The following is a 24,127-nucleotide window of genomic DNA, read 5'->3' as shown; positions in this document are numbered from 1 at the left end:
AGCCAGCACAAGTCAAGAACGTCATGGCTAGTTTTTGGAAGACCTGGGCCCCACGCTGGCGCCAACACTGGAAAGCGGCCGCGGTAGAACTCCGAATTCTGATCTATTGGGCCGACTCCGACCTCCCTGTTAGGAGATCAGCTATGGAAACGCGGAAAAAGACCTACAGCCCGATATTGATGGCCCTTGCTGTCATCTCGTTGTCCGCATGCGATGGAAACGCCGATAGCGACGCGCTAATCGGCAACTGGGCGGCAAGCCAGTCCGATTGCGGCACCGAGTGGCTTGCGCTCACCGAGGAAGGCGACGACCGCGCCGTGCAATGGTGGCGCACAACCGATGAGGCAACCGGGCCTCTTCCTTGGCGCAGCGGTTCCTGGGAGTTGCGCGATAGCACCGTCATCATGAGTTTCGACCACCGGGTTGAGTATCGCCGCTTCACACAGACCCGCATCGATGAGCCAATTGATGAAACCGTCCAGTTCGACGTCCAAGATGCCGGTGACGATGAACTGAGGCTGGCGGCCACTGCGGGTGGATTTTCTCCGGAAGCCCTATTGCTTGGCGGGGAAGAAAGGGTATTCATCCGATGTGAAGGCTAGGTCGAGCCTGGAAGGAATTTATGTATTCAATCGAAGATCTTGAAGCAGCAAAGGCCGAACTGACGGTTTGGGAACGTCGCCTCGAAAACTATAACGGGAACAATCCCGACAAATACCAAGCAGACTTGAAAACCGCACGGCGAAAGGTCCGCCACGTAACCGAGGCGCTCAAGGCGACAGGAACGCTAAAGCGAACCTTCGAGGAAGAGCTCCAATCGAGGCTGGATGCAGCCTTCCCGAATGCGCGGAGCAAGGAGATCGTTGAATTCGAAGGCCGCCGTTTCCAAAAGCGGTTCTATCCTTTGGAGCGCAGCCGCTCGGCAAAGACTGTCACCGAATGGGGCAGAGAGTGGACTAGACTCTGACCCCCTCAACGCCGTTGCCGTCTAAGGCCTGCTCCAACCCTCAGCCAGTTTCTCGATAACCTTCTCGAACCAACTCTCGTACCAATACCAGGCCTTGGCGACTTTGACGCCATACCCCTTGCCAGGATTGCGCGCATCAAGTTGTCGAGCAAGCTGCGTGTGATCATACATGCTGAACTCCGGATACCCCGCCGCCTGCACCCTTGCGACGATCTCCGACGGCAGATGTTTCGGCCGCTCGGTTTCCTTCAGCAACACCCGTTCGACGGCTTCGGCTTCTGGTGACCCCGGTTTGACAAACTCAACTGCAAGATCGGCTTTGGAAGGTTTGCCGGAGACTTTCGGAACAAAGGCCACGCGGTACCGAAATTTCGGATCGTTCAACTCCTCCTCTGTCAGCCCTCCATGGAAATTGTCCATTGCCGTTGCCAGATTAGGGGGAAGGTCGGCGCCAATCAGGCTGGCCCGTTGCGCGCCGTCAAAGGTCACGAACTGCAAGGCAATAGGTAGTCGTTTTTCGAGCGCGAACTCCTTGCCGAAGAGCGTCTTGATGGCGTCGTTGAAGTTAATGCAGCATGCTTGAAGCTTGGCGCTCAGTGCGTCGTCGATCCGATTTGTCGACCGGTGCTCGATCTCATGCCGAATTTCGGTGAGAAAGTTAAGGTTGACGATAACGCCTTTTTCCAGCGGGCAATCCCCATGTGCAAGACATTGACCGAGCTCCCAATATTTATCGGCGCCGCTTGGCGTTTTCTCAACTTGACCCCCTCTCTTATGTCGATAATCGACACCTTCGCGCTTGTAATATGCATGCAAAAGATAAGTCCAGGCGATGACACACGTCACGATGAACAGTTCGGCCCGGAAATGTAGCCCGGCACTGTTGAACGTATGAACGGCGGCGATCATCGCCTCGCGCGCCTTGACCAAGAGCTCGTCACCCTGAAGATGAAGACCGGTCCCTGGGTCGATGTTGGGCCAGGCCGCAAGGAAGGCGTCCAGTTCGTCATCTGTTGCTGGCTTGATCGCCCTGTGCTTTGCTTCGTCTCGAATTTCAGAGATGCGCGCATGATTGATGGACCGCGTTGGTCGTGAGAAATAGGCCTGAATGTCTTGGGGGACGTATTTGCGCACGAGCATCGCCTTGACGATCGCCACCTCCCATTTCTCTAACTTGTTCCCCGGTCTGCGTGCCACGCTACATTATTCCCCTCGTTTTTCGTGTTGGTAACGAGCATCTAACCTTTTGAGGCCGCGCAGAGAAACTCTTTTGGAACCGGCCGCGCTCAGCCCGGGACTCCTGTCGAGTCACACCGATCTAGAGATCGGCAATCATCCAATCCCAATCCCGCGCTTCATCCCAAACTCGAAGGACACCGACGATCCGCGCATTGCCGCGCCCACAGTCTTACCGCGGTGGCGCTCCAATACCGGCCGCCAAGGCACAAGTGTGAACTCCTTCGACTGGGCGAGAATAGCAAACTTGCCGCTCGCGAGCTGAACCGGTCGCTTGTAGACGCCGCCGATCCGCTCGTCGTCCTGAGGCGCGGTGTATTCCAGCCCCATTTCCTTGCCGAGCTTGTCGCCCGTTGCAGCCAATTCCCGCTGGCGCAGCACCCGCAGCAGGTGGCGTTGGTATCGCAGTTTTTGCCCATCCCGCTGGGCGAGGCCTTCATCGACAAGGTAATCTTCACGTTGGCGCAGTGCCGTCGTGACCGCCGCGCCGAACCGATCACCGCGAAGCGGTACCGGGTCTTTTGTCAGGAGCTCACGATCGAGCCACGTTGCCCCACCTGACGTCGTCTGCGCCTCCAGCGACAGATAGGAAAGGGCCACGACGCGCCCCGGATAGTGCGCCTGATTTTGAGCGATCGTCGCAACCCTCTCGCCAAGATCTTCGGGGATATCCCAGGAGCCGTCGGCAAAACGCCGCACGATGCTTTGACGGCGGAGCGCTTCGAGGCGACGGATATGAGCTTCGACAAAGTCAGACGACGCGTCTGGATCGAGAGTGCGATGGGCATCAGCGGTGTAGAGACCGTCATTTACCCGCGCCACGTCCGCGATCGTCCGGTCGGATGGCTTTCCACCGGTGCTTGCCGGATGCACCGCGACGACCGCGCCCATCGGCAGGTCGTCCATGTCCTGCCGCGGGTCGAGCGCAGTATAGTGGACCCGGCCATCGGTAGCGTCGACCATGATGTAGTGACCGTCGTTGATCTCATCATGCAGTCCGCGATCAATGATCCGCCCGGTGACGATCTGTGCTCGCGGATCGCCGGCGTCATAGATCGCATAATCCACCGCGCCAGCATCGAGACCAGCCTGTCCCAAGCCCCGGTGCATCGTCTTGACGATGTCGCCGCGCTCGCCAGCCCGCCGCAACGTCTCCTCCAGCCTCGGTGCGAGTTGCCAGCGGCCCGGTTCGATTTCCTCGCCCATACCGCGCTTTTCAAGCACCCGAAGGCGGCCGATCTTCAGCGCCTGTTTCGCGCGATCCTGCTCTCCTGAATAATCCGGCCGCGCATCGACGAGGCCCTCGACGGCGTCGCGGACCAGTTCGCGATCAAGATCGGTGAAGCGCTCCTGGTCGACCTGCCGTTCGAGTTTCTGCCTGACTTCCTGTTCGGTCTGGGGCCCGAGCTCGAGCGTTAGGATCTCGCTCGCCTTCCGGCGCATGCCGTGGCCGATATAGTCGCGCGCGATGACGAGATCCTTGCCGAACTCGTCCTTACCGCGCAGCACGATATGGGTGTGCGGATTGTCGGTGTTGAAATGATCGACCGCGACCCAGTCGAGCTTGGTGCCGAGGTCCTGTTCCATCGCGCCCATCAGGTCGCGGACGAATGGCTTGAGATCGGCAAGCTCGGTTGCGTCTTCAGGCGAGACGATGAAGCGGAACTGATGGCGGTCGCTGTCGCTGTGTTCGAGAAACTCTTTCCCGCTCGCATCGTCACGCGCTGCGTCATAGAGTTGACCCGGCTCTTGCTCCTTCGAGACGCCGTCGCGCTGGATGTAGCGCAGATGCGCGCGGGCCGCATCCAGACCGCCCGCCTTCAGCTTGACGATGCGCGTCTTGATGACGACGCGCCGATAGGAGGGTCCGAAGCGGTGGCCGGCGCGCCGATACCGCATTACGTCATTTCCGCGTCCGATCAGTCTGCCGGAGAACCGTGCGCTGGTTCCAAATCCGCTCCCGCCGGCCGCCGACAGTTTGTGGAGCAAACGGTTCACGTAGGACTTGGAGCGGGCACCGCCGAGATTGCGAATGCGCCCGAGTCTGGGTTTAAAGATATCGTCGCTCTTTTCCGCCATGTTCTCTTACAGACATAGGAGGCGCGGCCAGGCTGATCAAATCGTGAGTCTTGGCTTGCACCATGAATTCTTCCATCGTCTCAGCGCTTTAGCGCTGATCTCCTGCACAGGGGCCACCACCCCATGTGCAAACCAACCCGATGTGCAGACTGGGAAAAGCGCCGCTTTGCACCACTCCCTTTTATCTTGCCCTCCGCCTCTCCAGATCCCTTTCCCGCCTCAAATCCTTCCTGACGCTGGATCACCACTTCCCGTCATTCCGTCTTGGAAACCGCAACAACCTTGCCCGCCCAATGATTAGACAGCGATTTAGAGGGCCGAAGTAGCGCCCGTCGAACGACTGCGGATGGTCCTGCAACACAAAGATGTCTTCCCCGTCTAGCATCTGGCAGCCGTGCCAGCGAGGCATGTCGCGCCCTGATCTGTCGCGGGTCTGGGCCATCGCGACCGCCCCTCCATTGACGGTGATATCCTGTCCACGACGACAAACCTCATCGCCAGGCAGGGCCATAACACGCTTCAAAAGTGGCACATCTGGCGGCAGATATCCGCGTGTTTCGACCAGATCGCGCAGAGAGAGAGGCACACGCACGACGACAAAATCACCACGCCGGACGGGCTTTTGATCGATCCAGTAGAAGCCGACAGGTGCGCTTTCGGACGGATTGTAGATGAGCTTTCTTGGCAGCAAGATGACCGACGCGACGCCCAACAATAGGATCGGAACAGCGATTCCGATAAGCCAGATGCCCTTCATGCCAAGACCGCCCGCGCTGCCACATGCGCTGCATGTTGGGTGCTGGAATAGGCCCGCACGGTCTTACCGACTGCGATCCGACTATGCAGATGGCGATAGTAAAAGGGCGACACATCACATGGGTGGAACCCTGCAGTCTTGAGCGCATCGAACTGCGTGAGCACCCGCTTGACCCGCGTCGAGCCGACCACTGATAGGAGGATTTCACCTCCCGGCCACACGCCCGGACATCGGCATAGGCTCTGCTTCGGAGCGCCCGTCTGCACCACGGCGATGCGCCAATCTTCCGCGCCATACTCGTCAGACTGCCAGCGCACATAGCCGAAGATTTTGTTCGGTTTGAACAGCGCAAGTGACCGCGTGCGGTCGAGATCATAGCCCACATCCGGATCACCAAAGCGCAGCCAGTAGTTGATGCAGTCGGGATAGAAAGCGATCTCAATGTAGCTCAAATAGTCAGTCATCGGAAGTTGAATCTTTCTTGCGCAAGTCCGACCAGGCGTTCAGATCATCGATATGATAGCGGACATGGCGGCCATGTTTGCGATAGATCGGACCGCCCCCGTAGACGCGCATTTTCTCCAATGTGTTCGGTTTCAGCTTTAAGAATGCCGCAGCCTCTTTCGTGGTTCGAAAGGGATTGCCCAACGTGCTGATGTCCGGCTCCTCCGTCATACGTCATCTCCTTTCAGCAATGTTTTGCTATGGAGAGATAAAATCGGCTAATGGTCTGAAAAAGAACAGTATCGCGCTTAGGTTGTGCGCGCGGCGATACGAAGAGACTTGGCCCGAACTGGCTCAACTTATCCGAATTTGCAAAAATCCGCTCACGAAAACTGGAACGCAATACAAGAACTCGAGAAATTAGCTCACGGAAAGCGTGGGCAACATCGGAAACGCGAGTGCGCATTCGGCTGTGGTATGCCCCGCGCGAATTTGCGCGGGGCACTCGGTTCACCTCAGTCCCGCGGGTTCCAGAGGATCGCCATAACGCTTGCGTCGTCCTGTCCGGCGGCCCGACCGAGATTGGCGTAGACCTTCTGCGGCCCGAATTCGGGGGCGGCAAAGGTCAGCGAGACATAGGCATTGCCCGAGGTCTTGCCGGTCCGGTTCCAGCCGCCACCGATCTCCACCCGGTCTTCGGTATAGACCCGGAAGTCGGGCTGGGCGTCGCTCTCTTTCGCCGTATTGGGCAGGATGCGAATGCGCTTCTTGAGGCTCATCGTTGCGAGCGTGCCCTCATATCCGCCTTTGTCCGTCTGCGTCACATATCCAAGTGCTTGTGCCATTTTTAAGTCTCCTATGTTGTCTGTCGCTGGGGACCATCCCCTGCTGACGCGTGACCGGCCATGGCGGGCGGCGAGCGGCTGAACCCGCAGGGGCGCAACGCAGGTGAAGCACCACTGGCGCGGGCTTTTTTGGGCGCGTAGCGCCATGCGCGAGGAGCCCGAAGGGCGGGGAAAAAAGCGCGGGCCGGTGGTTTCCGGCGACCGCCGCCCGCCGTAGGTCTAAGAGCAAAAGCAGGGAATGGACCCCGATAGAGCACAGATTTCAGGGGACGCAATGGCACGTTCGGCTCGTGCTATGTGATGCTGGCGGGCCAAGGCAGAGACGGTTCCGCGCGGTTCGATGCGCCGCTGCAGCGCATTCACCTCGCTCCTTTTCTACGGCGGAAGAGAGTGACACTCGGCCCGGCTGGTATCAGATCGCGACAAGACCACGTCCGGAGACTGGCGGCTGAAACCGGATCGGTAAGACCGGGTACTCGGTGACCCCAGCCGCGCTGATCTTGGCCACATTTGCTCGGTTTGCGTCAAATCCCGCCATTCTCGGTCGGGCCGCCGGACAGGAATACTGGTCATAGCCATGCACGATGCCGCCCGCGCCCTTGAGGGTGACGTGTCCGCGTACTCCAGAGTTCGGCTTGGGTGCCTAATCGTCAATTTCCCGTTGAAACTGCGTTTCCAAACAAAGCGTTCAGGATGCATCGCGCAATGTCGAAGGTCGGTTCACGGGCCGACGTTAGCCCGTTGGCAACAGTGCACCTCTCACCCCGAGACGCATTTCGACTTCAATCATCAAAGCGGGGCACGCGCCGCGAAGGCGGCGCGTGCTGGGAGGCGGGTGGGTCTTCACCCCACCGCTCTCCTCCGCTCCATCCGACCCGATAATGCGAACGATGACTTCGCATCGAACAGCGGATCGCGGCGCTCCCCGATGGGGGCAAGAGCACCGCGCCCGCCGTCCTCAATCAGATGATGAGGGGAGAAGCTGCGCCGCTTTGGCCGCATTTTGCGAGAGCCGTCCGGCCCCGCCCGACGTGTAGCTGGAGAGCGGAAATCGAAAGTATCTAGGAAGCCAGTTTTCCTTCTTCTCCCGACCGGCACCGGTCAAGAAGTTGCCGATGATACCCTTCTGCACCTTGGTGGTCGCGCTGACATTCGCGTCGGCAACCGGTTTGCCGCCGATTTCGGCCAGCATGGCGTTGACGACAGGCTTTGACCGGACAAGGTCGAAGAAGGCGTCGTCGGGCGCATAGCTGTCGATCATGTCCACCGCCAGTTGCCCGCCGATGTACTCCACGACACATGTGCCGCTTTCAAGCGTTTCGGCCATGAGATAGGTCAGCAAACGCATAACCACGTCATCAGTGAGGTTCGTCAGCGTGGCAAACACCTCGGCGACACGCCAGTCGTCGCCATTGTTGCGGGTGACCGAATGGCCGTGCTCAGCAAAGCCGAGGAGCGCCAGAATTTCACGCCGTTCGGCATCAAACGCGGCATGCGCGGCGGATTTGGCCACGCTGTCGGCAGTCTCGTCCTTGCGGGTCGATTGCGGATCGGGCTTCACCTGCCAGAGCGCCGAGCCTCCAATCATATGCGCCACCGCCAGACGCAACGCCACTTGCTGTGCAGAGAGAAGTGCTGCGCGCACAGCGGCGTGGCGGTGCAATTCGACATAGTTCTGCGCCGGTCCCGTCAGTTCGGGTTTGACGGTCGGGGTTGCGGCCTCACCCTTGCCCGCCGCCTGTTTCAACCGCCGCCGATGCTCTGTTTCGGTGATATAGCCCTCATGGACCGTCACCTCGCCGCTGTTGCGCACCTCAATAAAGACCTTGCCGCCCTCTTTCTTGGTCGCCTTCACATGGTCCCAACGCGCGAAATAGTTACCGAGATCCAAGACCTCGCAATCACTCCAGCCCTTCGATATGTGTGTATCGCGCAGGCTGGCAATGGCGGCATTCTGGTGCGACCAGAACAGATCGGCATCGGCGAAAACACTGTGCTCGCCGAACAGGTCAGCGAGGATCGCGCCGCTATACGCGTCGATGGGAAAGATCGCCTTGTCGGTGGTGATATGCGCGCCGCCGCATAGCCACGCCTTCAACTGCTGACCCTGCGGGGCATTGTCGTCCTCCGATTGGAACAGCGCCAGCCATTCGGCCTGCTGGTCTTTGGTCGCCAAAGTCAGCGCGGTCACCGTGCGCCCGTCGATGTCTTCGTCGGCATAGGCCTTGCGGATCGCAGGCAAGAGGTTCGCCAAAGCGAGCCGCCGCTTCACGGTCAGTTCAGTGACACCAAAGGTGTCCGCGATCTCCTCCACACTGCGCCCCTTGTCTGCCAGCTTTTCGAACGCCTCATATTGCTCCATCTCATTGGGCGCGACACGGGCGGCATTCTCCAAGATCGAGGCTTCCACCGCGTCCAAATCCTCGGTCTGATCGAGGATCAGACAGGGCAGAACTGGGTTGTTGTCGGCCTCCTTGGCAATGGTCTTCATCGCGAAGAACCGCCGCCGCCCGGCATAGATGTCGTAATGATCGGGCTTGCCGTTCGGCTTGACTAGCAGCGGTTGGATGATGCCGCGCTGGCGGATCGACGGCAGGATGTCGGACACGTCCGGCTTCTTGCGCGAATGGCGCATGTTGAGGGCGGAGATTTTCAGATGGTCGAGCGGGATATGATGCAATTGCATGTGTCTACTCCTTGGGTTGGTCGGGGGTGAATGCGCCGGATGTGGCGCGGACCGCGTCGATCAGGTCCAACTGATCGCGCGCGTTCGACCGGAAAACGCTCCCCCGGAGTGTTTTCTGATCAGTCTCACTATCGAACAGGCCCAGATTGCAGGGCTTCTGGTCGGTATTCGGATTGCGTTTTGGTGACATCTGCGCGGCGACACGGCAGGCGAGCCGGTCATCCAAGGTGATGGGGCGGACGCCATGGACGAGGGTTTGCGCGCCTGCGTCGGTCCGTTCGGTTGCAAATTTGTCAGGCGCGGCGCTCATGCTGCCGCGCCTTCCTTTTGCTCCCCGCCCGCTTCCGCTGCTTGAAAGGCGAGGACGAAATCGGCGGCTTTCGAGGCTTGGCTGGCAGCATGGAAGATCGCACGATCATCCTCGCGCAACAGGTCCAGCCATGCCGCGATATAGTCCGCATGGCGCACAGTCGGCACAATCTGCAGGGTCGCACAGACAAAGGCGGAGGCCAATTCGGCGACCAATTCCTCACGCGCATAGGGTTTTGATCCGAACCGGCCCTTGAAGCTGCGCGCAAGACGGCGCTCATGGCCTGACCAGTGGCCAAGCTCGTGAAAACAGGTCCGGTAGTAGTCGATCTGGGCGCGGAAGGCCGGTTGCGGCGGCACCTGCACATAGTCATGGGCAGGCACATAAAACGCCCGATCACCGCCGATGCGAACATCAGCGCCAGTCGCTACGATCAGGTCCTCGGCAAGAGGTATGGCCTCGGAGTCGGGCAGCGGTGCGGCCCCGGCAAAGATGTCGTCCGGCAGACCGTCGCATTGATCGGCATTGAACACGCTGTAGCGTTTGAGGAAGGGAATGGCCTGCGGATCATCGCCGCTGTCTTGCGCCTTGGCGTGCTCTTTCTTCGGCACGAAACGGTCGGCATAGACCACCGTGGTGGCCTTCTCGCCTTTGCGAACGCAACCGCCTAAGGCCAATGCCTGTTTGAAGGTGAGCCAGTTCTGGGTGCGCCGTCCGTGTTTGATCGCCGCGCCCCAGAGGATCAAAATATTGATCCCGGAATAGCTGTTGGTTGTGCTGGCGTTGCGCGGCAAGCCGAGCGGGGTGTCCACCTCCGGAGTGCCCCAAGGCTGGACCCAAGGAACGCGGCCTTGCTCCAATTCGCCCACGATACGCTGTGTAATGCTTTCATAGATGGTCTGTCGATTGTGCTGCGGCATGCCCGCACCTCCTGTCCTCCGCGCCGCTGTTCCCCCCGAGGGTGGGGGGCGGCGAAGAGGCCCGCTGCCCCGAGCCTTCAGGGCGCGGCGCAACCGGTTTGGTAGGAGATCAAAGACAATTCAAACGAACACAAAGCCAAAGCGGTTGCGCCGGGACCGCTCGGGGCTACAAGGGTCGACGGCCCCCCGCCCGACCGGGGAATAGCTTAAAATAGCGTCGCCGGACTTGCCCGGCGCCCTTTTTCCAGAGCGGCACGCGCCAGCTAGCGCCAGGGATCAACGCCTAACAGGGCCGCAACGCGCATGGCGCGGCTCGGTTCACGCGAGCCCGGTGTCTGGCGATGCCAGACAGGCGCGCAACGATCGGAGATGAACCAAAGACGGTCCTGCCTCATCCGTTCAAAGTTCTTTACTCATCCATGCCGGAAGGCGTTCGCGTCAAAAGATCTGCCGCCTCAACGCCAAGTTCGCGCGCGAGATTGGCAACTACATCAATACTGGCCGCATACTGGCACCGCTCAAGCGAGCTGATATAGGTGCGATCAATATCCGCACGATGCGCAAGCTCTTCCTGAGACAGGCCGGCTGCATGCCTGTACTTTTTCAGATTGGCAGCGAAGATTTCTCGTATTGACATGTATACGAGAAACCGTGGTTGCAGAGTATTTAACCACGGAGTATTCTCGACACACCGAACTTTTGAGCCGAGAGTAGACCGTCTTGATTGAAAACAAAGCGTTCAACCGGAGCGGCTTGATCGCTATGTCGAGTTTGCTACCTGAGCCAGTCATTTGAAATAAGGATTTGCAGTTTTCTGCTTTTTTGGAGGTCCTCTTGTCGACAGATGAGAACAATCAGAACCTAACTACACTGTTTCCAGTGTTTCGCCGAGCAGACGAAACCACGTTGCGGTCAGGAACAAGCGGATATGAAGCGCTCTTTGAGACGTCCTGCGGTGATGCTTGGGAGGCAAAAGTACTGATACCAGCGCATATTGTTGAATCTGCTGTCTTGAACAGTGTGGAGTTCAAAATCAGGCTCGGTCCAATCGGACAGATATTTGCTGAATCCGACGATCTTTCCGACGAAGCTCTTGAAGCTCTTACCGCTGGCCTTCGCGCGACAACGCTGACAGAATTTTTGGCATCTGCGCTCGATCCAGACACACTCGCGGCAGAAGATCATCCGCAGGATCTGCTGATCGCATTGGCCGCTACGCTGCGCAGAGCAATCGGGGACATAGAAACGCGATTGGACGATATGAAAAACTCGAATAGGTAGTCTTTTTGTGCCGTCTAGGAAGGCGCAAAATGCGCTCGTCAGCTCAACAGTTTGACGTAGTCGCCATCAACAAATCGTCGCCCCCGTTTCACGGCTCTGATCGTTCGGTTTTTGAGGATGCGGTCGATATCAGACCAGTCTCTGTGGACCCGCTCTTCTCCAAAAATCAGCATGGCAATCTCACGATAAGTCATTCCTAACGCCCTGCCATCGAAAGCTATCAGCGCGTCGCGAAGCCGAAGAGCGGCTGGTGCCCACGCCGTATTGTCTGGCTTACCATCGCCTTGATATAGCTCCGTGAGGCGCTGCAACACTTGGGCCTTATTTTGAATCTGTGGGAATTCGTTGATGACCGGACCAATCGCACTCGGTTCAACAATGATGCTGTCACCAACGCAACGCAATTGAACGATACGCGTGTCGCGCCTCAAAAGCACCTGTTCAACACCGCACGGCTCGATCAGTACCGCCACATCGCTCTCGAACTCAGTCAACAAAAATTCACTCGTCAGACCTTCTTGGGGGTCTCGCGTGACAATCGCGGTAAGAACACGGCGATAGGTATCCGAGCACCAGAAAACGTCTGCTTGTTGCGCGTCCAAGAGCGGATCAGCGAAAGCAGCACAGTCCCCATCGCTCCGCCTCGGGCAGTACTGAACCGATCCGATACACCCGAACGGAAGCTGTAGATGGCGTCGTTTCGGGTCGTAGAACGGGCCGAGACGCTGCGTCCGTTTGATATTCGCTATTGCGGCGCAAGAACTCCCAAGCCCATCGCGACGGCGGTTGATACTTGAGGTATTCGAAGCTGGAACTTTTTAGCATTTTAGGATCTCCATCGGGCTAATCCTTCGTTTCTGTGTCCAAATTTTCTGCTGGCTTCGTCTGATGATCTTTGTCCTGCGCCGCGTCAGCTACTTTTCAATATCCAGAACGGCTCCAGACCACGCCTTCGTCGATACCGAGAGGAAATACCCGCACCCCTGATAGGAGATTGGTTAACGATTACTTTGCGGGTAAATTGATAGAGGAAGCCGACAGTTACATTCGCGCGGCTCGCAACTGTCGACCGAGTTTCTCTGCAAGAAATGCTACATTGCTGAAGCAAGGAGGTCTTTTCTAAACCAACCATGTGGTGACACTCCAAACCATTCGAGGTGTAATTTTGCGAAATGGCGCGATGTCTATTTGTTTGCGTCCTGATTCCATCATCACGCCGTCACCGCAGTTTTTTCTTTGTCTTTGCCCACAAAGCGTTCCACCGAAAAGCTCTCAAATACTTTGGGATCCTCAAGCCAGTTTGAGCTGTGGAAGGCGGCCAGCGTTATACCCGAATGGCAGGCGGCGAATATGAGCCCCTCCAGCGGCTGCATGTAAACTGGATATGTATCTGGGGTTACGATCCGGTGCCCCGCCCATTGCCGAACGATTGGAACGTGCTCGAGTTCGGGGAGAGTTCGAACCGCTCTCCGGGCCAACTTGGCACCGGAAGATATCGTTGACCTTCGGTCCAGATCACCTTCATGGGTCGCTCCGATCATGAACGAGCCTGTTTGGGTTTGTCGCAGCCCACTTGCAGGAAGCTGCATCGCCTGTGGCCGTCGTTCGCTCACCAGAATCTGGCCTTTATCTGCAGCGATGGGCAGGTCGACACCGAGATCAGCAGCAATCTTCTTCGATCCCAGACCAGCAGCGACGACCACGGTTTCGGCCTGTATGCTTTCAGTAGCTGTCTTGATGATCCAACTGCCTGTCTGCTGTTGTAAGGTTTGGACGAATGCCTCGCGCTTCAACTTGCCACCAAGCTTTTCGATTGCCACGCTCAAAGATCGTACCAAATGCAATGGGTTGACCGCGCCATCACGATAACAATAACTCGCTCCGACAACCTCTCGACCGAGAGAAATATCCCCCAGCCTCATTTGGGTCTCGTTACGGCCAAGCATTTCCCAATCAGTAGCAAAACCTGATGTCAATTGCAGGGCAGTTAGATGTCGCTGGCGAGCATCGAACTCTTCCTCGCTTAGACAGAAAACCAACCCGCCGTTCCGTTCGTACTGCAGCGTCATTCCGCTTGCGTCCTCGACCAGACCAGTAAAGTCCAGCCACGCGTCCGTCGATCTCTGTGTAAGCGCTTGGTAGGCAGGCATGCCACGCCCCTTACCTTGCGCCCAAACCAAGCCAAAATTGGCGAAAGATGCCTTCCTATCGGATCTCTCGCCATCGAGAACAACAACGCTTTTCCCGCGCTGCACTTCTCCAAACGCAATGGCCAGGCCGACGATTCCACCGCCAATAATGCATAGATCGTAGTTTTTCATAGGACGAATTTACAAAGCGTATTATAGAAAGTAAAAGTAGAAATTGGCCACTGCATATGTCGAAAGGTTATAACTTGCGTCAACCATCCCTCCGTCAAATTCAGGCATTTAAAGCGTTCGTCGAGACTGGGACTGTGAGCAAAGCTGCAGATCTTTTGTTCATCAGTCAGCCAGCCGCATCGAAGCTACTTACGCATTTAGAGCAAGATACAGGCCTTCATCTGCTCGATCGTGGTCACGGTAAGATGAACGTTACCGAACGCGGTATGCGCCTTTATGATGAAATCGATCGTATATTCAGTGGTGTCGATCAGATTGGGCAGGCAATTGAGACTATTCGTCAGGAGGATCGCGGTCATCTAACTATCGGATTGATGCCAGCGGTTCCAGGGGCCTTGGTTGCCCAAGCGACGAAGGAGTTCGTTAGCAAATATCCAGATGTCTTCCTCTCCTTTCACATCCGCAGTTCGGAATTCATCGTCGATGGTATCCTCGCAAGGAAATTCGACTTTGGCATTGTCTTGAAGCCGCTTGATCATGACCAGTTTACCTCAAAGGTGCTCGATGACGGACCTCTCGTAGCCGTCATTCCCGAGAACCATAAACTTGCGAAAAGGCGGTCATTGAGCGTGAATGATCTGTGTTCTCATCCTTTCATAGGCTATTCTGAAAGCAGTGCCTCGCGCCATGTTCTGGAACGGCTGGTGCTGTTGCATGAACTGAAGCTGGATGTCGTCCTTGAAGCCACGACAGCAAACACCGTAATCGAACTTGTCGCCCAGGGTATTGGCATTGCTGTCGTTCATCCAATCCAGCATACAACCGAGATAGCGGGCGTAAAGTTCGTACCGCTGAAAGACAAACTTACGCTACCAATTCATGTCGTTCGGGCCCTAAGTTCGCGTCGAGACGCGACCATTGATGATTTTCTCGCGATTTTCGGTCGAGCACTGAAAGACGCCCAGGAAAGTGTCCAGTAATATATATCCGTCAGTTATTTGGATTGTGGCAGGCATACGAGCGCCCCTCCAGTTGAACAGTCTCTGGAAACTCAAAGGCACAAATGTCGATCGCACTTGGACACCGCGGGTGAAACGGGCAGCCAGACGGCGGATTGGCCGGGGACGGAATTTCACCTTCTAGAAGCGCTACATCTTGGCGCGTGCTTACGTCCGGTATGGGAGCGGCATCGCGCAAGCTCTTTGTGTAAGGATGGAGCGGTGCATCCAACAAAAGATCAACCGGTCCAGCCTCAACGACGCGACCAAGATACATGACCAAAGTACGATCACAGAAATTGCGGACAACACCCAAGTCGTGAGTTATGAAGAGAAAGCTGAGATTTCGCTCTTTCTTTAGCCTCCCTAGCATTTCGAGAATTTGCGCCTGAATAGACACGTCCAAGGCGGAAACTGCTTCATCCGCAACGATAATATCAGGCTCGAGCACCAAGGCTCTTGCAATTGCAATCCTTTGCCGTTGGCCACCGGAGAACTCATGCGGATATTTATCTAGAGCCGTTTCAGGTAATCCAACTTGCTGCATCAGTTCAGTCAACGCGGGAAGTGCATCCCTGTAAGACATCCTTCGATGAACTTTCAGTGGCTCAGCGAGAATTCTTCCAATCTTAAGTTTTGGGTTGAGGGAGGAAAATGGGTCTTGAAATATGATCTGCAATCTCTGACGTAGCCTTCGCCACTCTTTGTTGCTCGTATATTCAAGGGAGTTTCCATCAAGAGAAACCATGCCGGTTGTCGGCTTAATGAGATTGAGAACGCACCTCGCCAGGGTAGATTTTCCGCAGCCAGATTCTCCTACAACACCTAACGTCTCCCCTCGCAGCAGAGAAAATGAGACGTCCTGCACTGCCTTCACTGAATACGGATCCTTTATAAAACGAATGCCACCACTTTCGAAAACCTTGGAAAGCCCGTCTACCTTCAGAATTACGTCTTGCGTCATTTAATCGCCTCCCCGCATCCAGCACCTTGTTAAATGCGTGTCGCCCCGCAGGTAAGGTTTCGCATCGCATTGATTGGTGACTTCATCGCATCGAGGGCTAAAGCGGCACCCGGTCGGCATGCAGTGGATCGGCGGCACTTGGCCTCGAATTGGAACAAGGTGGTCGGTGCGATCCGCTCGCGGTATGCTCGACAGCAGCGCTTGCGTATAGGGATGGCTCGGCCGTTCAAACAAATCCGCGACGTCGGCCAACTCAACGAGTTCGCCAGCATACATTACCGCAACACGATCCGCTACATTGGCGACTACACCGAGATCGTGGGTGATCAGAATTATCGAGAGGTCCTGTTCTTTGCGTATATCATTAAGCAGAGCAAGTACCTGAGCCTGGATGGTCACATCGAGCGCGGTTGTCGGCTCATCGGCGATCAGAACGTCCGGTTTGCACGCCAAACCGATAGCGATCATGACACGCTGACGCATGCCACCAGAAAGCTGATGAGGATACTGATTGAGGCGCGTGGCTGCATCCGGAATTCTAACCAAGTCGAGCAGGTTTTTGGCTTGTTTCCACGCCGTCGATTGAGACAGCCCCTTGTGGAACATTAGCGGCTCAGCGATCTGCAGTCCAATCTTCAGAACCGGGTTTAATGATGTCATAGGCTCTTGAAAAATCATTGCCAGCTTATCGCCGCGCAATTTCTCGAGCTCCTTCTCACGAACCTTCAACAGGTTCTGCCCGTCGAACTCAATCGAACCCTCAATGCGCGCTGCATCGGTTAGCAGCCCCATGATACTGAGAGCAGTTATGCTTTTCCCGCAGCCCGACTCACCGACAATGCAAAGGGTCTCGTTTCTCTCAACATCAAATGACACGCCATTGACGGCTGGATGCCAAACACCACCAAGCTTGAACGATATCTCAAGGTCGCGAACCGATAGAACACTCATGATCGACCTCCCGCTTTGGGATCAATGGCATCCCGGACGCCGTCACCGATGAGGTTGAGAGCAAGAACAATCAGCATGATCGCGAGGCCGGGATAGATGGTCACCCAAGGCACTTCCAATATGTTGTCCAGACCTTGGCGGATCATACCACCCAACGTTGGAGTTGGAGGCGCAACACCCAGACCAATAAAGCTCAGATATGCTTCTATCATGATAGCAGACGCCGTCCAAAGAGAAGCGAGCACCACGACCTCTCCGATCACGTTAGGAAGAATGTGCACCACCATAATCCGGGTGTTTGAATATCCGAGAGCACGACACGCCTCGACGAACTCTCTTTCGCGTAGAGTAATCGTCGGAGCGCGTGCCACACGGGCAAAGTTTGGTGCCAGAGTAACGGCGATTGCAACGACGATATTTATGGGGCTCGTTCCCAGAACGGCTACGATAAGCAGGCCGGTTATCAGAGTCGGAAAGGCAAGAAGTATGTCCATCATCCGCATAACAACGATATCAATCCAACCACCAAAGTAACCTGCGATAATGCCAAGCGCGGTGCCGATGATTAAAGCAATCCCGGTCGAAATTAGACCGATAATCAGACTCAATTTTGCTCCGTGAAGAATTCGAGATAGCGTATCTCGTCCGAACACGTCAGTACCAAGCCAATGTTCTGCGCTCACGCCCTCCAGACGCCCTAGAATATCCTGGTCGAGCGGATCGTATGGTGCAATCAGAGGAGCCCCAAAAGACACGACTAAGATGATTGTAAATAAGAATAGCCCCATTGCCGTGAGCGGATTGAGTGTTGCCGCCCGCGACATCAGGTTTTTCGTGAATGTAAAAGTGGTCATGAATAGGTCACCCTTGGGTCAAAGAAGCCGTAGGTGATATCCGTCAACAGGTTAACCAAGACCACCAAAAACGCGTACACGATCATGAGGCCTTGCAAGGTCGCGTAATCACGGAGGTTCAGCGATAGCACTATCAGCTTGCCCAATCCCGGACGGTTGAACACGATCTCTGTCAACACTGAGTTCCCAATCAGGAGACCCATGTACAGACCGACAACGGTCACGATCGGGATAAGCGCATTTCTGAGAGTGTGGCGCAGAATTACGATGTGCCGGGGTGTCCCTTTCGACTTCGCTGTACGAACGTAGTCTTCAGACGAGACATTCAGATACGAAGAACGGGAGGTTCTCATGACGTAAGCCGTCATGAGAAGCCCCAGACTCATTCCTGGCAAGACCAAATTATAGAGGCTCGATGAAAACGACCCTCCTGGATTTGATATGACCGGAAACCACGGAAGTTCGATTGCGAAGATAAGAATGAGAACGATCGCGATCAGGAATGATGGAAAGCTAATCCCGATCAGTGAGATGACCCGACAGGTGTAATCAACCCATGTGTCACAACGGATCGCGGACCAGACTCCCAAGGGCACGCCGAAAAGTACACCGATAAACAATGCGAATACTGTGAGTTGAAGGGTATGCGGCAGGACTTCCAGAACGGTTGAAAATACTGGCTCTCCTGTCACCATCGAATTCCCCAGACTTCCCGAGAGTAGTTGTCCAAGAAAGTCGAGGTATTGATTCCAGAGCGGCTCGTTGAGGCCCATCTGTTCGCGGAAAGACTGCAGCGCCTGCTCGGATGCCGTATCTCCTAAGATCGCTATGGCGGGGTCACCAGGAACCACTCGAATTAGGAGGAAAACAAGTGTCAGGACACCGAATAGAGTTGGTATGGAAGAGAGTAATCTCTTGAAGATGAACCCGGACATAGAGTGCTTTCGTATGAGGGCCGGTCCCAGATGGTCTCGGGACCCGGCTCTTGTTGTTTATTCAGACTTCGTAGTGGTCTCGTTGATGAGAGGCCCGAGTGACAGCGCGCCAGTCAACTCGTAGCCAAAATCTACATTCGGCGAACGTCCCCAAACCTGAAGAAGCTCAAAGAGCGGGACAGAGCAAACATCTTCAACGATTACGGCTTGCGCATCAGCCCAAAGTTCAATCTGCTTATCGGGATCAGCTTCCGACCGCGCTGCGTCGATGGGCTCATCAGCCACGTCGCAGTGGGAGAAATTTGTCACAGCAGTAGGCGTTTTGACGGTGCTATCAGAATGATAGAACTGAGTGAGATAGGTATCTGCAACAGGAAAACGAGCGGCTCCATAAAGGACCATTGCACTGACATTGTCGCGGATGGCCGCGTGCCAAGCCGAATGCTCCGTCACCTCCAGTTCAACCTCGATCCCCACTTCCCTAAGCTGCGCCTGAATTATTTGCATCGGCGTCAAGAGAGCCGGACGCTCCGTAATATAGACCGTTGTTGTAAATCCATCGGGATAGCCCGCCTCGGCCAACAGCTCTTTGGCCCGTTCAGGATCATAAGCGATACCTTCCAAGGAGGGATCATGGCCCAGATATCCACCCGGCACAGGTGATGGATTGAGATTGGCGACAGATTCACCCATGAACGAAATGAGTTCATCCCGGTTTAGCGCATGCGCAATCGCTTGCCGAACTCTGATGTCATCAAAGGGCTCCATCGATTGATTGAGGTGCAGTGTCCGCAGTTCACCAGGTTGGAACACATCGACGAGCGCGCCTTCTTCGTTCTCGAACCGATCAATCCATCTGTCTTCACGCGTGCCAGTAAACATGTCCAGTTCACCGTTTCGGAAGGCGAGTTCGCGCGAACTCGCTGAGGGAATAAAGCGGACCACAACGTCTTCGACGGACGGCCCGCCGCGGAAATAATCTTCATGCGCGCTTAGTTTCAGATATTGTCCATCTGCCAGTTCGACAAATTCATAGGGACCAGTTCCGATTGGTTGGCCTTTGAAGTTTTCGCCGAGCTCTTCGGCCGCGGCTTTTGAAATAATGTTGCCACCGTGGTAGTTGGCAACGATGCCAAGCAGCGAGGGGATCGGTTGACTGAGCTTGATTTCAACGGTGTAGTCATCAAGTGCGGTAACCGACTGAACCTCCGCATAGTCGGACGAGACACCAGAACGATCAGGATCAGCAGCCCGTTCCAGAGAATAAACGACATCGTCCGCCGTTAACTCACCATAGCCACCATGAAATTGAACGCCCTCTCGGAGTTTAAACGTCCAAGTTAGGCCGTCGTCTGAACGCTCCCAGCTTTCCGCTAAATCAGGCTCGATATCATCTGCCAACATGGAACCGGGCGCAAAGCGCACCAGCCCGTTAAACACCATACCGAAGACAATTTTGTCTCCCACTTTCGTTGAGACATGTGGATCGAGCTGCGTCACACTTGCGGCGTCAATACCGAGCGTAATCTGGTCCGCAAATGCTGTGGAACTGATAAGCGCTGCGAGAACCGTCGAAAGAAATAGTTTTTTCATTGGAACCTCCTTGTTTCGTGCCGTAGCAAATCGCGCATATCCCATAACGTCAAATCGTATTTGTTTAGCAGGTATGGCACAAAAGTTATAACTTATCAATATAACTTTCTAGAATACACGCCCCTATCAAAGATATTTGCGTATTATATATCCAAATCCTAGTGTCGCTGGGAATGGAGAAGCCATGACAGTAACCGTGATCATTGATGACGCTACATACAACTCGAAACCAGGTGAAAACCTAGCGGCGCTTATGCTTCGAAACGACCTCATGCCGTTCAGACAAAACCCCGCCGATAAGACGGGCCGAGCGCCGCACTGCATGATGGGTATCTGCTTTGAGTGCTTAGTTGAGGTCGACGGTGTTCCTTCAACGCAAGCGTGTCTCGTCTTAGTACAAGACGGGATGATAGTCAGAAGGAAGCTGGATGACTGATATTCTCGTAGTGGGGGCGGGCCCAGCCGGCATGGCTGCTGCGATCACGGCTGCGCAACAGGGCGCGTTGGTTACTGTCATCGATAATCGCACAGAGCCCGGCGGCAATATCTATTCAAGCCTGCGATCTACCAAAGAGTATCGCCCAGAGATATGGAACGCGCTTGGATCCAGTTACCGCGATGGGCAAGAACTCGTTGACAGCTTTCTGACGTCATCCGTCAAGTATCTTCCACGTCATGCCCTTTGGCATCTAGATCCGGACGGCACCGCCAGTGCCCGTGGTTCGGACGGGACGAAGACCTTTGCCGCCGGTAAGGTCGTGCTTGCAACTGGTGCTCAGGAGCGACCGTTGCCACTAGATGGCTGGACCCTCCCTGGCGTTATGGGTGTTGGCGCTGCGCAATTACTTCTAAAGGCCAGTGGTGATCTGCCGAAAGGTCCAATTGTTATTGTCGGAACCGGCCCCCTGCCCCTGCTCTACGCGGCGCAGGTCCTCGCCATTGGAGGGAAAATCGCGGCCTTTGTAGAACCCGCGATATCGAGGGACCTTGGCAGTTGCATCCATAGACTATCTGGTGCGTGGTATGGGCGTGGGTACTTATTGAAGGGTTTGGGCTATCTCGCCCGGCGCGCGCTTGCGAAGATTCCCGTCTATAGGAACGCCACGTCAATCGAGATTACCGGGGAAGGCCACGCTGCGGGTGTTCGGTTCCGAACGCGTCGTCAGCACGACGTGACTGCAAAAACCGTTCTGCTCCACGATGGTGTCGTCCCGAACGTGAACCCGGGCGGCGCGGCTGGGCTTACTCTCAGGCGCAATCCTGATCAGGATTGCTGGGCACCCATCTCTAACGAAATCATCAAGGTGGCTGGCGATGCAGGGGGCATACTTGGAGCAAAATCCGCCAAACTGAGCGGAATTGCCGCCGCCCACGAGTTGTTGGGCAATCCGATCCCGGACGAGATAAAGAGCGCCCTGAAGAAGGAACGGCTATTTAGATCCTTCATCGACGCGGTTTATCCGACATTGGGAAATGCTGCTCTTTCAAGCGGGGCGACACTTATCTGCCGTTGCGAAGCCGTGTCGAAGCAGCGTATCGCAGAGAGCGCTGCGACCGGTGGAACAGATCCGAATAGGCTAAAGACACACTTGCGCTGCGGGATGGGTCCTTGTCAGGGGCGCATGTGTAGCCTTTCGGTCGAAACTATTATTAGTGAAACCACAGGCGAAACAAAAGAAAAGATCGGTTTGCATCGCCTGCGAAACCCGATTGTCCCGATTACTTTGAGCGACTTGGCAAAAACAGAATCTGATGGTTGCTGAGATGTACACGCATGTGGGTACGCCTCAATAGGCTGTCCAGACTCGCGCGACACTTCAGCAGCGTATCGGGAAAAGGAGCAAACATATGCGCATTGCGATCTTGGGGACTGGCGGCATTGCATTGGGCTATGCAGCAATGCTCAGCAAAGGCGGCCATGAGGTGGTGCTGTTTTCTCTGTCCGGTGAAGGTGGCGTATGCCTTCGTGGCAAGACCATCAAGTCTACAGGTCCGATCGAGCACTCCTTCAAACTTGAAATCGCCGACAATCTTGAACTGGCTCTTCAGCACGCTGCTGCAGTGATCATCGCGACAACGGCGAATTATCACAGGCCACTCATCGACCTTCTGGTTCCCGCCCTTAGTGAAGGGCAGCATGTCCTCGTCAGCGCGGAGCTTTCGCTTAGTGGCAGCATGCTCGCTGATCAACTCTGTCAGTCCGGCAAGGCAGTTCCCGTCACTTCGCTGGGGACCACGCTTCTGACCGCTCGGCGAGCCGGAAAGTCAGAGGTAGTTATCGGCATCGTACGAAACGCTTGCCAGGCGGCAACAGAACCTGCCTCGAAACAAGGAGTGGAGATCGCTTTCTGGCGGAAGGTCTTCGGACCAGTACTTGAACCCGCACCAGCACGGCTTTGGATCACGTTCTCCAACCTTAACCCGACGGTACACGCAGCTAACGCGCTATGTAATTTTACGAGGATCGAAAATGGCGAGTCCTGGAGCAACTACGCAGGTATCACGTCAAGCGTTGCCAATTTAATAGAGGCATTCGATTGCGAACGACTTTCCGTCGCAAAAGCATACGGCGTCCACGTCGTATCCTTGAAGGACCACTACCATACATCGTTTGGTTTCCCGCACGGAATGCCTTTGGCCGAGATGACGTCTGCTCTTCACGAAAAACGAAAGGGGCGGCCAAGAGGTCCTACCAGTATCGAAACACGCTATATTACGGAGGACATTCCCTACGGATTTGTTTTCATTGAATATCTGGGAAAACAGAAGGCAGTAGCCACGCCACTCCATACGGCCGCAATCGATCTGTTCTCTGCATTGTATCGAAGATCCTTTCGTATTGAGAACCCATTCATCGATAATGATTTGCACAATGTCCTGTTGCCGAACCCGGCCTTATCGTGACTTCTGCTTGGTCGAAAACGAAGCTGTTGGTCCAACGGTGGCGTCGCTCACCATCAAGTCGTCTGTGTTCCGTCCGTTAGCTTATGATCATTTCGTTTGATCGTCTCGACAAGATGATCAACCACAACACGTATTTCCTGTCTGCTCTCCCGAGATCGCGCAAGGGATCAAGACGGCTGCCGACTTTGGAAAAATACCTGTCATCCGGGAAAATGAGGCGCTGTACGGCTGGAAGGCATGGCTTGCCGGACAGGGCATTTCAACACTGAAGCTGAAAGCCGGACCGACCTACGCCGATGCGTCTTTGTGTTTAGATGCGGCCATGACTGGGCAAGGGGTTTTTATGGCGTGGGAGACACTCGCATGTGATGCTTTGGAACGGGGGCAGGTTGTATCTCCGTTCCACCAAAGGTCCCTGACGGGTGCAACATATTGGTTTGCAACAAGCCGGATGTCAGCGCGAAAGCCTAACGTCATAAAGTTCCGGTCCTGGCTCGAAAATGAGCTTGAGTGCTCGGTGAGGTATTGGCAGAGCGCAGGGTCATAAAAGCATATCGTTCAGCGAACGGTCTGATTGCATGAACAACTCAGTTGCGGACTTTGCTGCCTTTCATGCTGTAGGTAAGACCACTACTATACTTCGCTGCCATTTGAATTTCTTATTTCTTACAGCACGAAATTTACACGCTGGCAAATGCATCTATATGAAAAAACAGCGATTTCCGTCCAATCCATCATCGGCGCAATAGAAAGGCGCGGGGTCTTGGCAGCGGCGGTCAAGAGCATTTTCGATCTCCATAAACTCGTCTGTATTTTGAACGAGCGCGAGTAAACGCTATATGCACATAACATTCTATCCGCCACCCCGCGCCGCGCAAAGGCTGGCATGCGGTAGCGTTTGAGGCGACTGCAACCATGCCCGTGCCATTTCGCCCATCGCGTCCCTCGAGCGCCAAATTTGCAACGATAGTCGCTTGTACCAACAGCGGCGTCATGGAACGCGCGCTCGGCTGGAGCCAGTTCATACCTATACGGGTACTAGAGATCGCCGGCGGTTCAATACCGAGCAACTGGTACGACAC

General features: G+C 55.6%; 25 protein-coding genes and 1 pseudogene. 8 read left to right on the top strand and 18 right to left on the bottom strand.

The annotated features are described in order from the left end of the window. Positions 1-143 precede the first annotated feature (143 nt). Both Q1A20_RS20575 and Q1A20_RS20570 read left to right on the top strand, forming a co-directional pair. Entirely contained in the window at positions 144-602 is a 459-nt protein-coding gene (locus Q1A20_RS20575) for a hypothetical protein (RefSeq protein WP_299410364.1), read from the top strand. A 20-nt stretch (positions 603-622) separates the two neighbouring features. After that, entirely contained in the window at positions 623-967 is a 345-nt protein-coding gene (locus Q1A20_RS20570; protein WP_299410363.1) for a hypothetical protein, read from the top strand. Between the two features lie 21 nt (positions 968-988). Here Q1A20_RS20570 and Q1A20_RS20565 read toward each other — a convergent pair whose 3' ends face one another. The 10 genes from Q1A20_RS20565 to Q1A20_RS20520 all read right to left on the bottom strand — a co-directional run bounded on the left by Q1A20_RS20565 (position 989) and on the right by Q1A20_RS20520 (position 10,881). Further along, complete coding sequence (locus Q1A20_RS20565; protein ID WP_299410362.1) at positions 989-2,125, bottom strand: DUF3644 domain-containing protein; 1,137 nt, start codon at positions 2,123-2,125, stop codon at positions 989-991. 174 nt (positions 2,126-2,299) lie between these two features. Then, positions 2,300-4,282, bottom strand: a complete 1,983-nt coding sequence (locus Q1A20_RS20560) for a relaxase/mobilization nuclease and DUF3363 domain-containing protein (RefSeq protein WP_299410361.1) — start codon at positions 4,280-4,282, stop codon at positions 2,300-2,302. 241 nt (positions 4,283-4,523) lie between these two features. Then, positions 4,524-5,039 carry a S26 family signal peptidase gene (locus tag Q1A20_RS20555; RefSeq protein ID WP_299918451.1) on the bottom strand — a complete coding sequence of 172 codons (516 nt, stop codon included), beginning with the start codon at positions 5,037-5,039 and terminating at the stop codon, positions 4,524-4,526. Beyond that, positions 5,036-5,503 carry a DUF2840 domain-containing protein gene (locus tag Q1A20_RS20550; protein WP_299918449.1) on the bottom strand — a complete coding sequence of 156 codons (468 nt, stop codon included), beginning with the start codon at positions 5,501-5,503 and terminating at the stop codon, positions 5,036-5,038. The genes Q1A20_RS20555 and Q1A20_RS20550 overlap by 4 nt, the downstream gene beginning before the upstream one ends. Then, the gene (locus Q1A20_RS20545) at positions 5,496-5,714 is read right to left on the bottom strand and encodes a helix-turn-helix domain-containing protein (protein ID WP_299918447.1); all 219 of its coding nucleotides are present in this window, start codon (positions 5,712-5,714) and stop codon (positions 5,496-5,498) included. The genes Q1A20_RS20550 and Q1A20_RS20545 overlap by 8 nt, the downstream gene beginning before the upstream one ends. A gap of 284 nt (positions 5,715-5,998) precedes the next feature. Continuing rightward, entirely contained in the window at positions 5,999-6,328 is a 330-nt protein-coding gene (locus tag Q1A20_RS20540; RefSeq protein WP_299918445.1) for a DUF736 domain-containing protein, read from the bottom strand. Positions 6,329-7,286: 958 nt separating this feature from the next. After that, on the bottom strand, positions 7,287-9,014 hold the full coding sequence (locus Q1A20_RS20535) for a ParB/RepB/Spo0J family partition protein (protein ID WP_299918444.1): 1,728 nt from the start codon (positions 9,012-9,014) through the stop codon (positions 7,287-7,289). Between the two features lie 4 nt (positions 9,015-9,018). After that, positions 9,019-9,324 carry a hypothetical protein gene (locus Q1A20_RS20530; protein ID WP_299918441.1) on the bottom strand — a complete coding sequence of 102 codons (306 nt, stop codon included), beginning with the start codon at positions 9,322-9,324 and terminating at the stop codon, positions 9,019-9,021. Next, positions 9,321-10,244 (bottom strand): zincin-like metallopeptidase domain-containing protein, encoded by a 924-nt coding sequence (locus Q1A20_RS20525; protein WP_299918438.1) that lies wholly within the window; start codon positions 10,242-10,244, stop codon positions 9,321-9,323. Before Q1A20_RS20525 ends, Q1A20_RS20530 begins: the two co-directional genes overlap by 4 nt. A gap of 409 nt (positions 10,245-10,653) precedes the next feature. Beyond that, positions 10,654-10,881: a helix-turn-helix transcriptional regulator gene (locus Q1A20_RS20520; protein WP_299918435.1), complete on the bottom strand. Its 228-nt coding sequence runs from the start codon at positions 10,879-10,881 to the stop codon at positions 10,654-10,656. 197 nt (positions 10,882-11,078) lie between these two features. Here Q1A20_RS20520 and Q1A20_RS20515 point away from each other — a divergent pair, with 197 nt between their 5' ends. Further along, on the top strand, positions 11,079-11,525 hold the full coding sequence (locus Q1A20_RS20515) for a hypothetical protein (protein ID WP_299918432.1): 447 nt from the start codon (positions 11,079-11,081) through the stop codon (positions 11,523-11,525). Positions 11,526-11,563: 38 nt separating this feature from the next. Here the strand turns inward: Q1A20_RS20515 and Q1A20_RS20510 are convergent, their stop codons facing one another. The 3 genes from Q1A20_RS20510 to Q1A20_RS20505 all read right to left on the bottom strand — a co-directional run bounded on the left by Q1A20_RS20510 (position 11,564) and on the right by Q1A20_RS20505 (position 13,846). Then, positions 11,564-12,127 carry a DUF2285 domain-containing protein gene (locus Q1A20_RS20510; protein WP_299918429.1) on the bottom strand — a complete coding sequence of 188 codons (564 nt, stop codon included), beginning with the start codon at positions 12,125-12,127 and terminating at the stop codon, positions 11,564-11,566. Positions 12,128-12,134: 7 nt separating this feature from the next. After that, entirely contained in the window at positions 12,135-12,350 is a 216-nt protein-coding gene (locus Q1A20_RS26165) for a DUF6499 domain-containing protein (protein WP_367180948.1), read from the bottom strand. Between the two features lie 386 nt (positions 12,351-12,736). Continuing rightward, entirely contained in the window at positions 12,737-13,846 is a 1,110-nt protein-coding gene (locus Q1A20_RS20505) for an FAD-binding oxidoreductase (RefSeq protein WP_299918427.1), read from the bottom strand. A 56-nt stretch (positions 13,847-13,902) separates the two neighbouring features. Here Q1A20_RS20505 and Q1A20_RS20500 point away from each other — a divergent pair, with 56 nt between their 5' ends. Further along, positions 13,903-14,826, top strand: a complete 924-nt coding sequence (locus Q1A20_RS20500; protein ID WP_299918426.1) for a LysR family transcriptional regulator — start codon at positions 13,903-13,905, stop codon at positions 14,824-14,826. A 10-nt stretch (positions 14,827-14,836) separates the two neighbouring features. On the opposite strand, the gene Q1A20_RS20495 is transcribed toward Q1A20_RS20500, so the two are convergent. From Q1A20_RS20495 to Q1A20_RS20475, 5 genes are read right to left on the bottom strand one after another with little or no spacing between them, the layout of a single operon-like run. Continuing rightward, positions 14,837-15,808 carry an ABC transporter ATP-binding protein gene (locus tag Q1A20_RS20495; RefSeq protein ID WP_299918425.1) on the bottom strand — a complete coding sequence of 324 codons (972 nt, stop codon included), beginning with the start codon at positions 15,806-15,808 and terminating at the stop codon, positions 14,837-14,839. Then, positions 15,809-16,759, bottom strand: a complete 951-nt coding sequence (locus Q1A20_RS20490) for an ABC transporter ATP-binding protein (RefSeq protein ID WP_299918423.1) — start codon at positions 16,757-16,759, stop codon at positions 15,809-15,811. Continuing rightward, positions 16,756-17,613, bottom strand: coding sequence for an ABC transporter permease (locus Q1A20_RS20485; RefSeq protein WP_299918421.1), 858 nt, complete (start codon positions 17,611-17,613; stop codon positions 16,756-16,758). Before Q1A20_RS20485 ends, Q1A20_RS20490 begins: the two co-directional genes overlap by 4 nt. Further along, positions 17,610-18,548, bottom strand: coding sequence for an ABC transporter permease (locus Q1A20_RS20480; protein WP_299918420.1), 939 nt, complete (start codon positions 18,546-18,548; stop codon positions 17,610-17,612). The genes Q1A20_RS20485 and Q1A20_RS20480 overlap by 4 nt, the downstream gene beginning before the upstream one ends. A 57-nt stretch (positions 18,549-18,605) precedes the next feature. Further along, positions 18,606-20,141, bottom strand: coding sequence for an ABC transporter substrate-binding protein (locus Q1A20_RS20475; RefSeq protein WP_299918419.1), 1,536 nt, complete (start codon positions 20,139-20,141; stop codon positions 18,606-18,608). Positions 20,142-20,325: 184 nt separating this feature from the next. Between Q1A20_RS20475 and Q1A20_RS20470 the strand changes: the two genes are divergently transcribed. The 4 genes and pseudogenes from Q1A20_RS20470 to Q1A20_RS20455 form a co-directional block, all read left to right on the top strand. Then, positions 20,326-20,577 (top strand): (2Fe-2S)-binding protein, encoded by a 252-nt coding sequence (locus Q1A20_RS20470; protein ID WP_299918417.1) that lies wholly within the window; start codon positions 20,326-20,328, stop codon positions 20,575-20,577. After that, on the top strand, positions 20,570-21,904 hold the full coding sequence (locus Q1A20_RS20465) for an FAD-dependent oxidoreductase (RefSeq protein ID WP_299918416.1): 1,335 nt from the start codon (positions 20,570-20,572) through the stop codon (positions 21,902-21,904). The genes Q1A20_RS20470 and Q1A20_RS20465 overlap by 8 nt, the downstream gene beginning before the upstream one ends. Before the next feature lie 85 nt (positions 21,905-21,989). Continuing rightward, on the top strand, positions 21,990-23,045 hold the full coding sequence (locus Q1A20_RS20460) for an NAD/NADP octopine/nopaline dehydrogenase family protein (protein ID WP_299918415.1): 1,056 nt from the start codon (positions 21,990-21,992) through the stop codon (positions 23,043-23,045). 139 nt (positions 23,046-23,184) lie between these two features. Then, positions 23,185-23,592: pseudogene (locus Q1A20_RS20455) on the top strand (LysR substrate-binding domain-containing protein); the annotation flags it as partial. Between the last annotated feature and the right edge of the window lie 535 nt (positions 23,593-24,127).

The organism is uncultured Roseobacter sp. (genome assembly GCF_947501835.1).
Taxonomy (GTDB): Bacteria; Pseudomonadota; Alphaproteobacteria; order Rhodobacterales; family Rhodobacteraceae; genus Roseobacter.
Note: the sequence above shows the minus strand (reverse complement) of the source record. Positions and strands in the feature narration are given on the sequence as shown.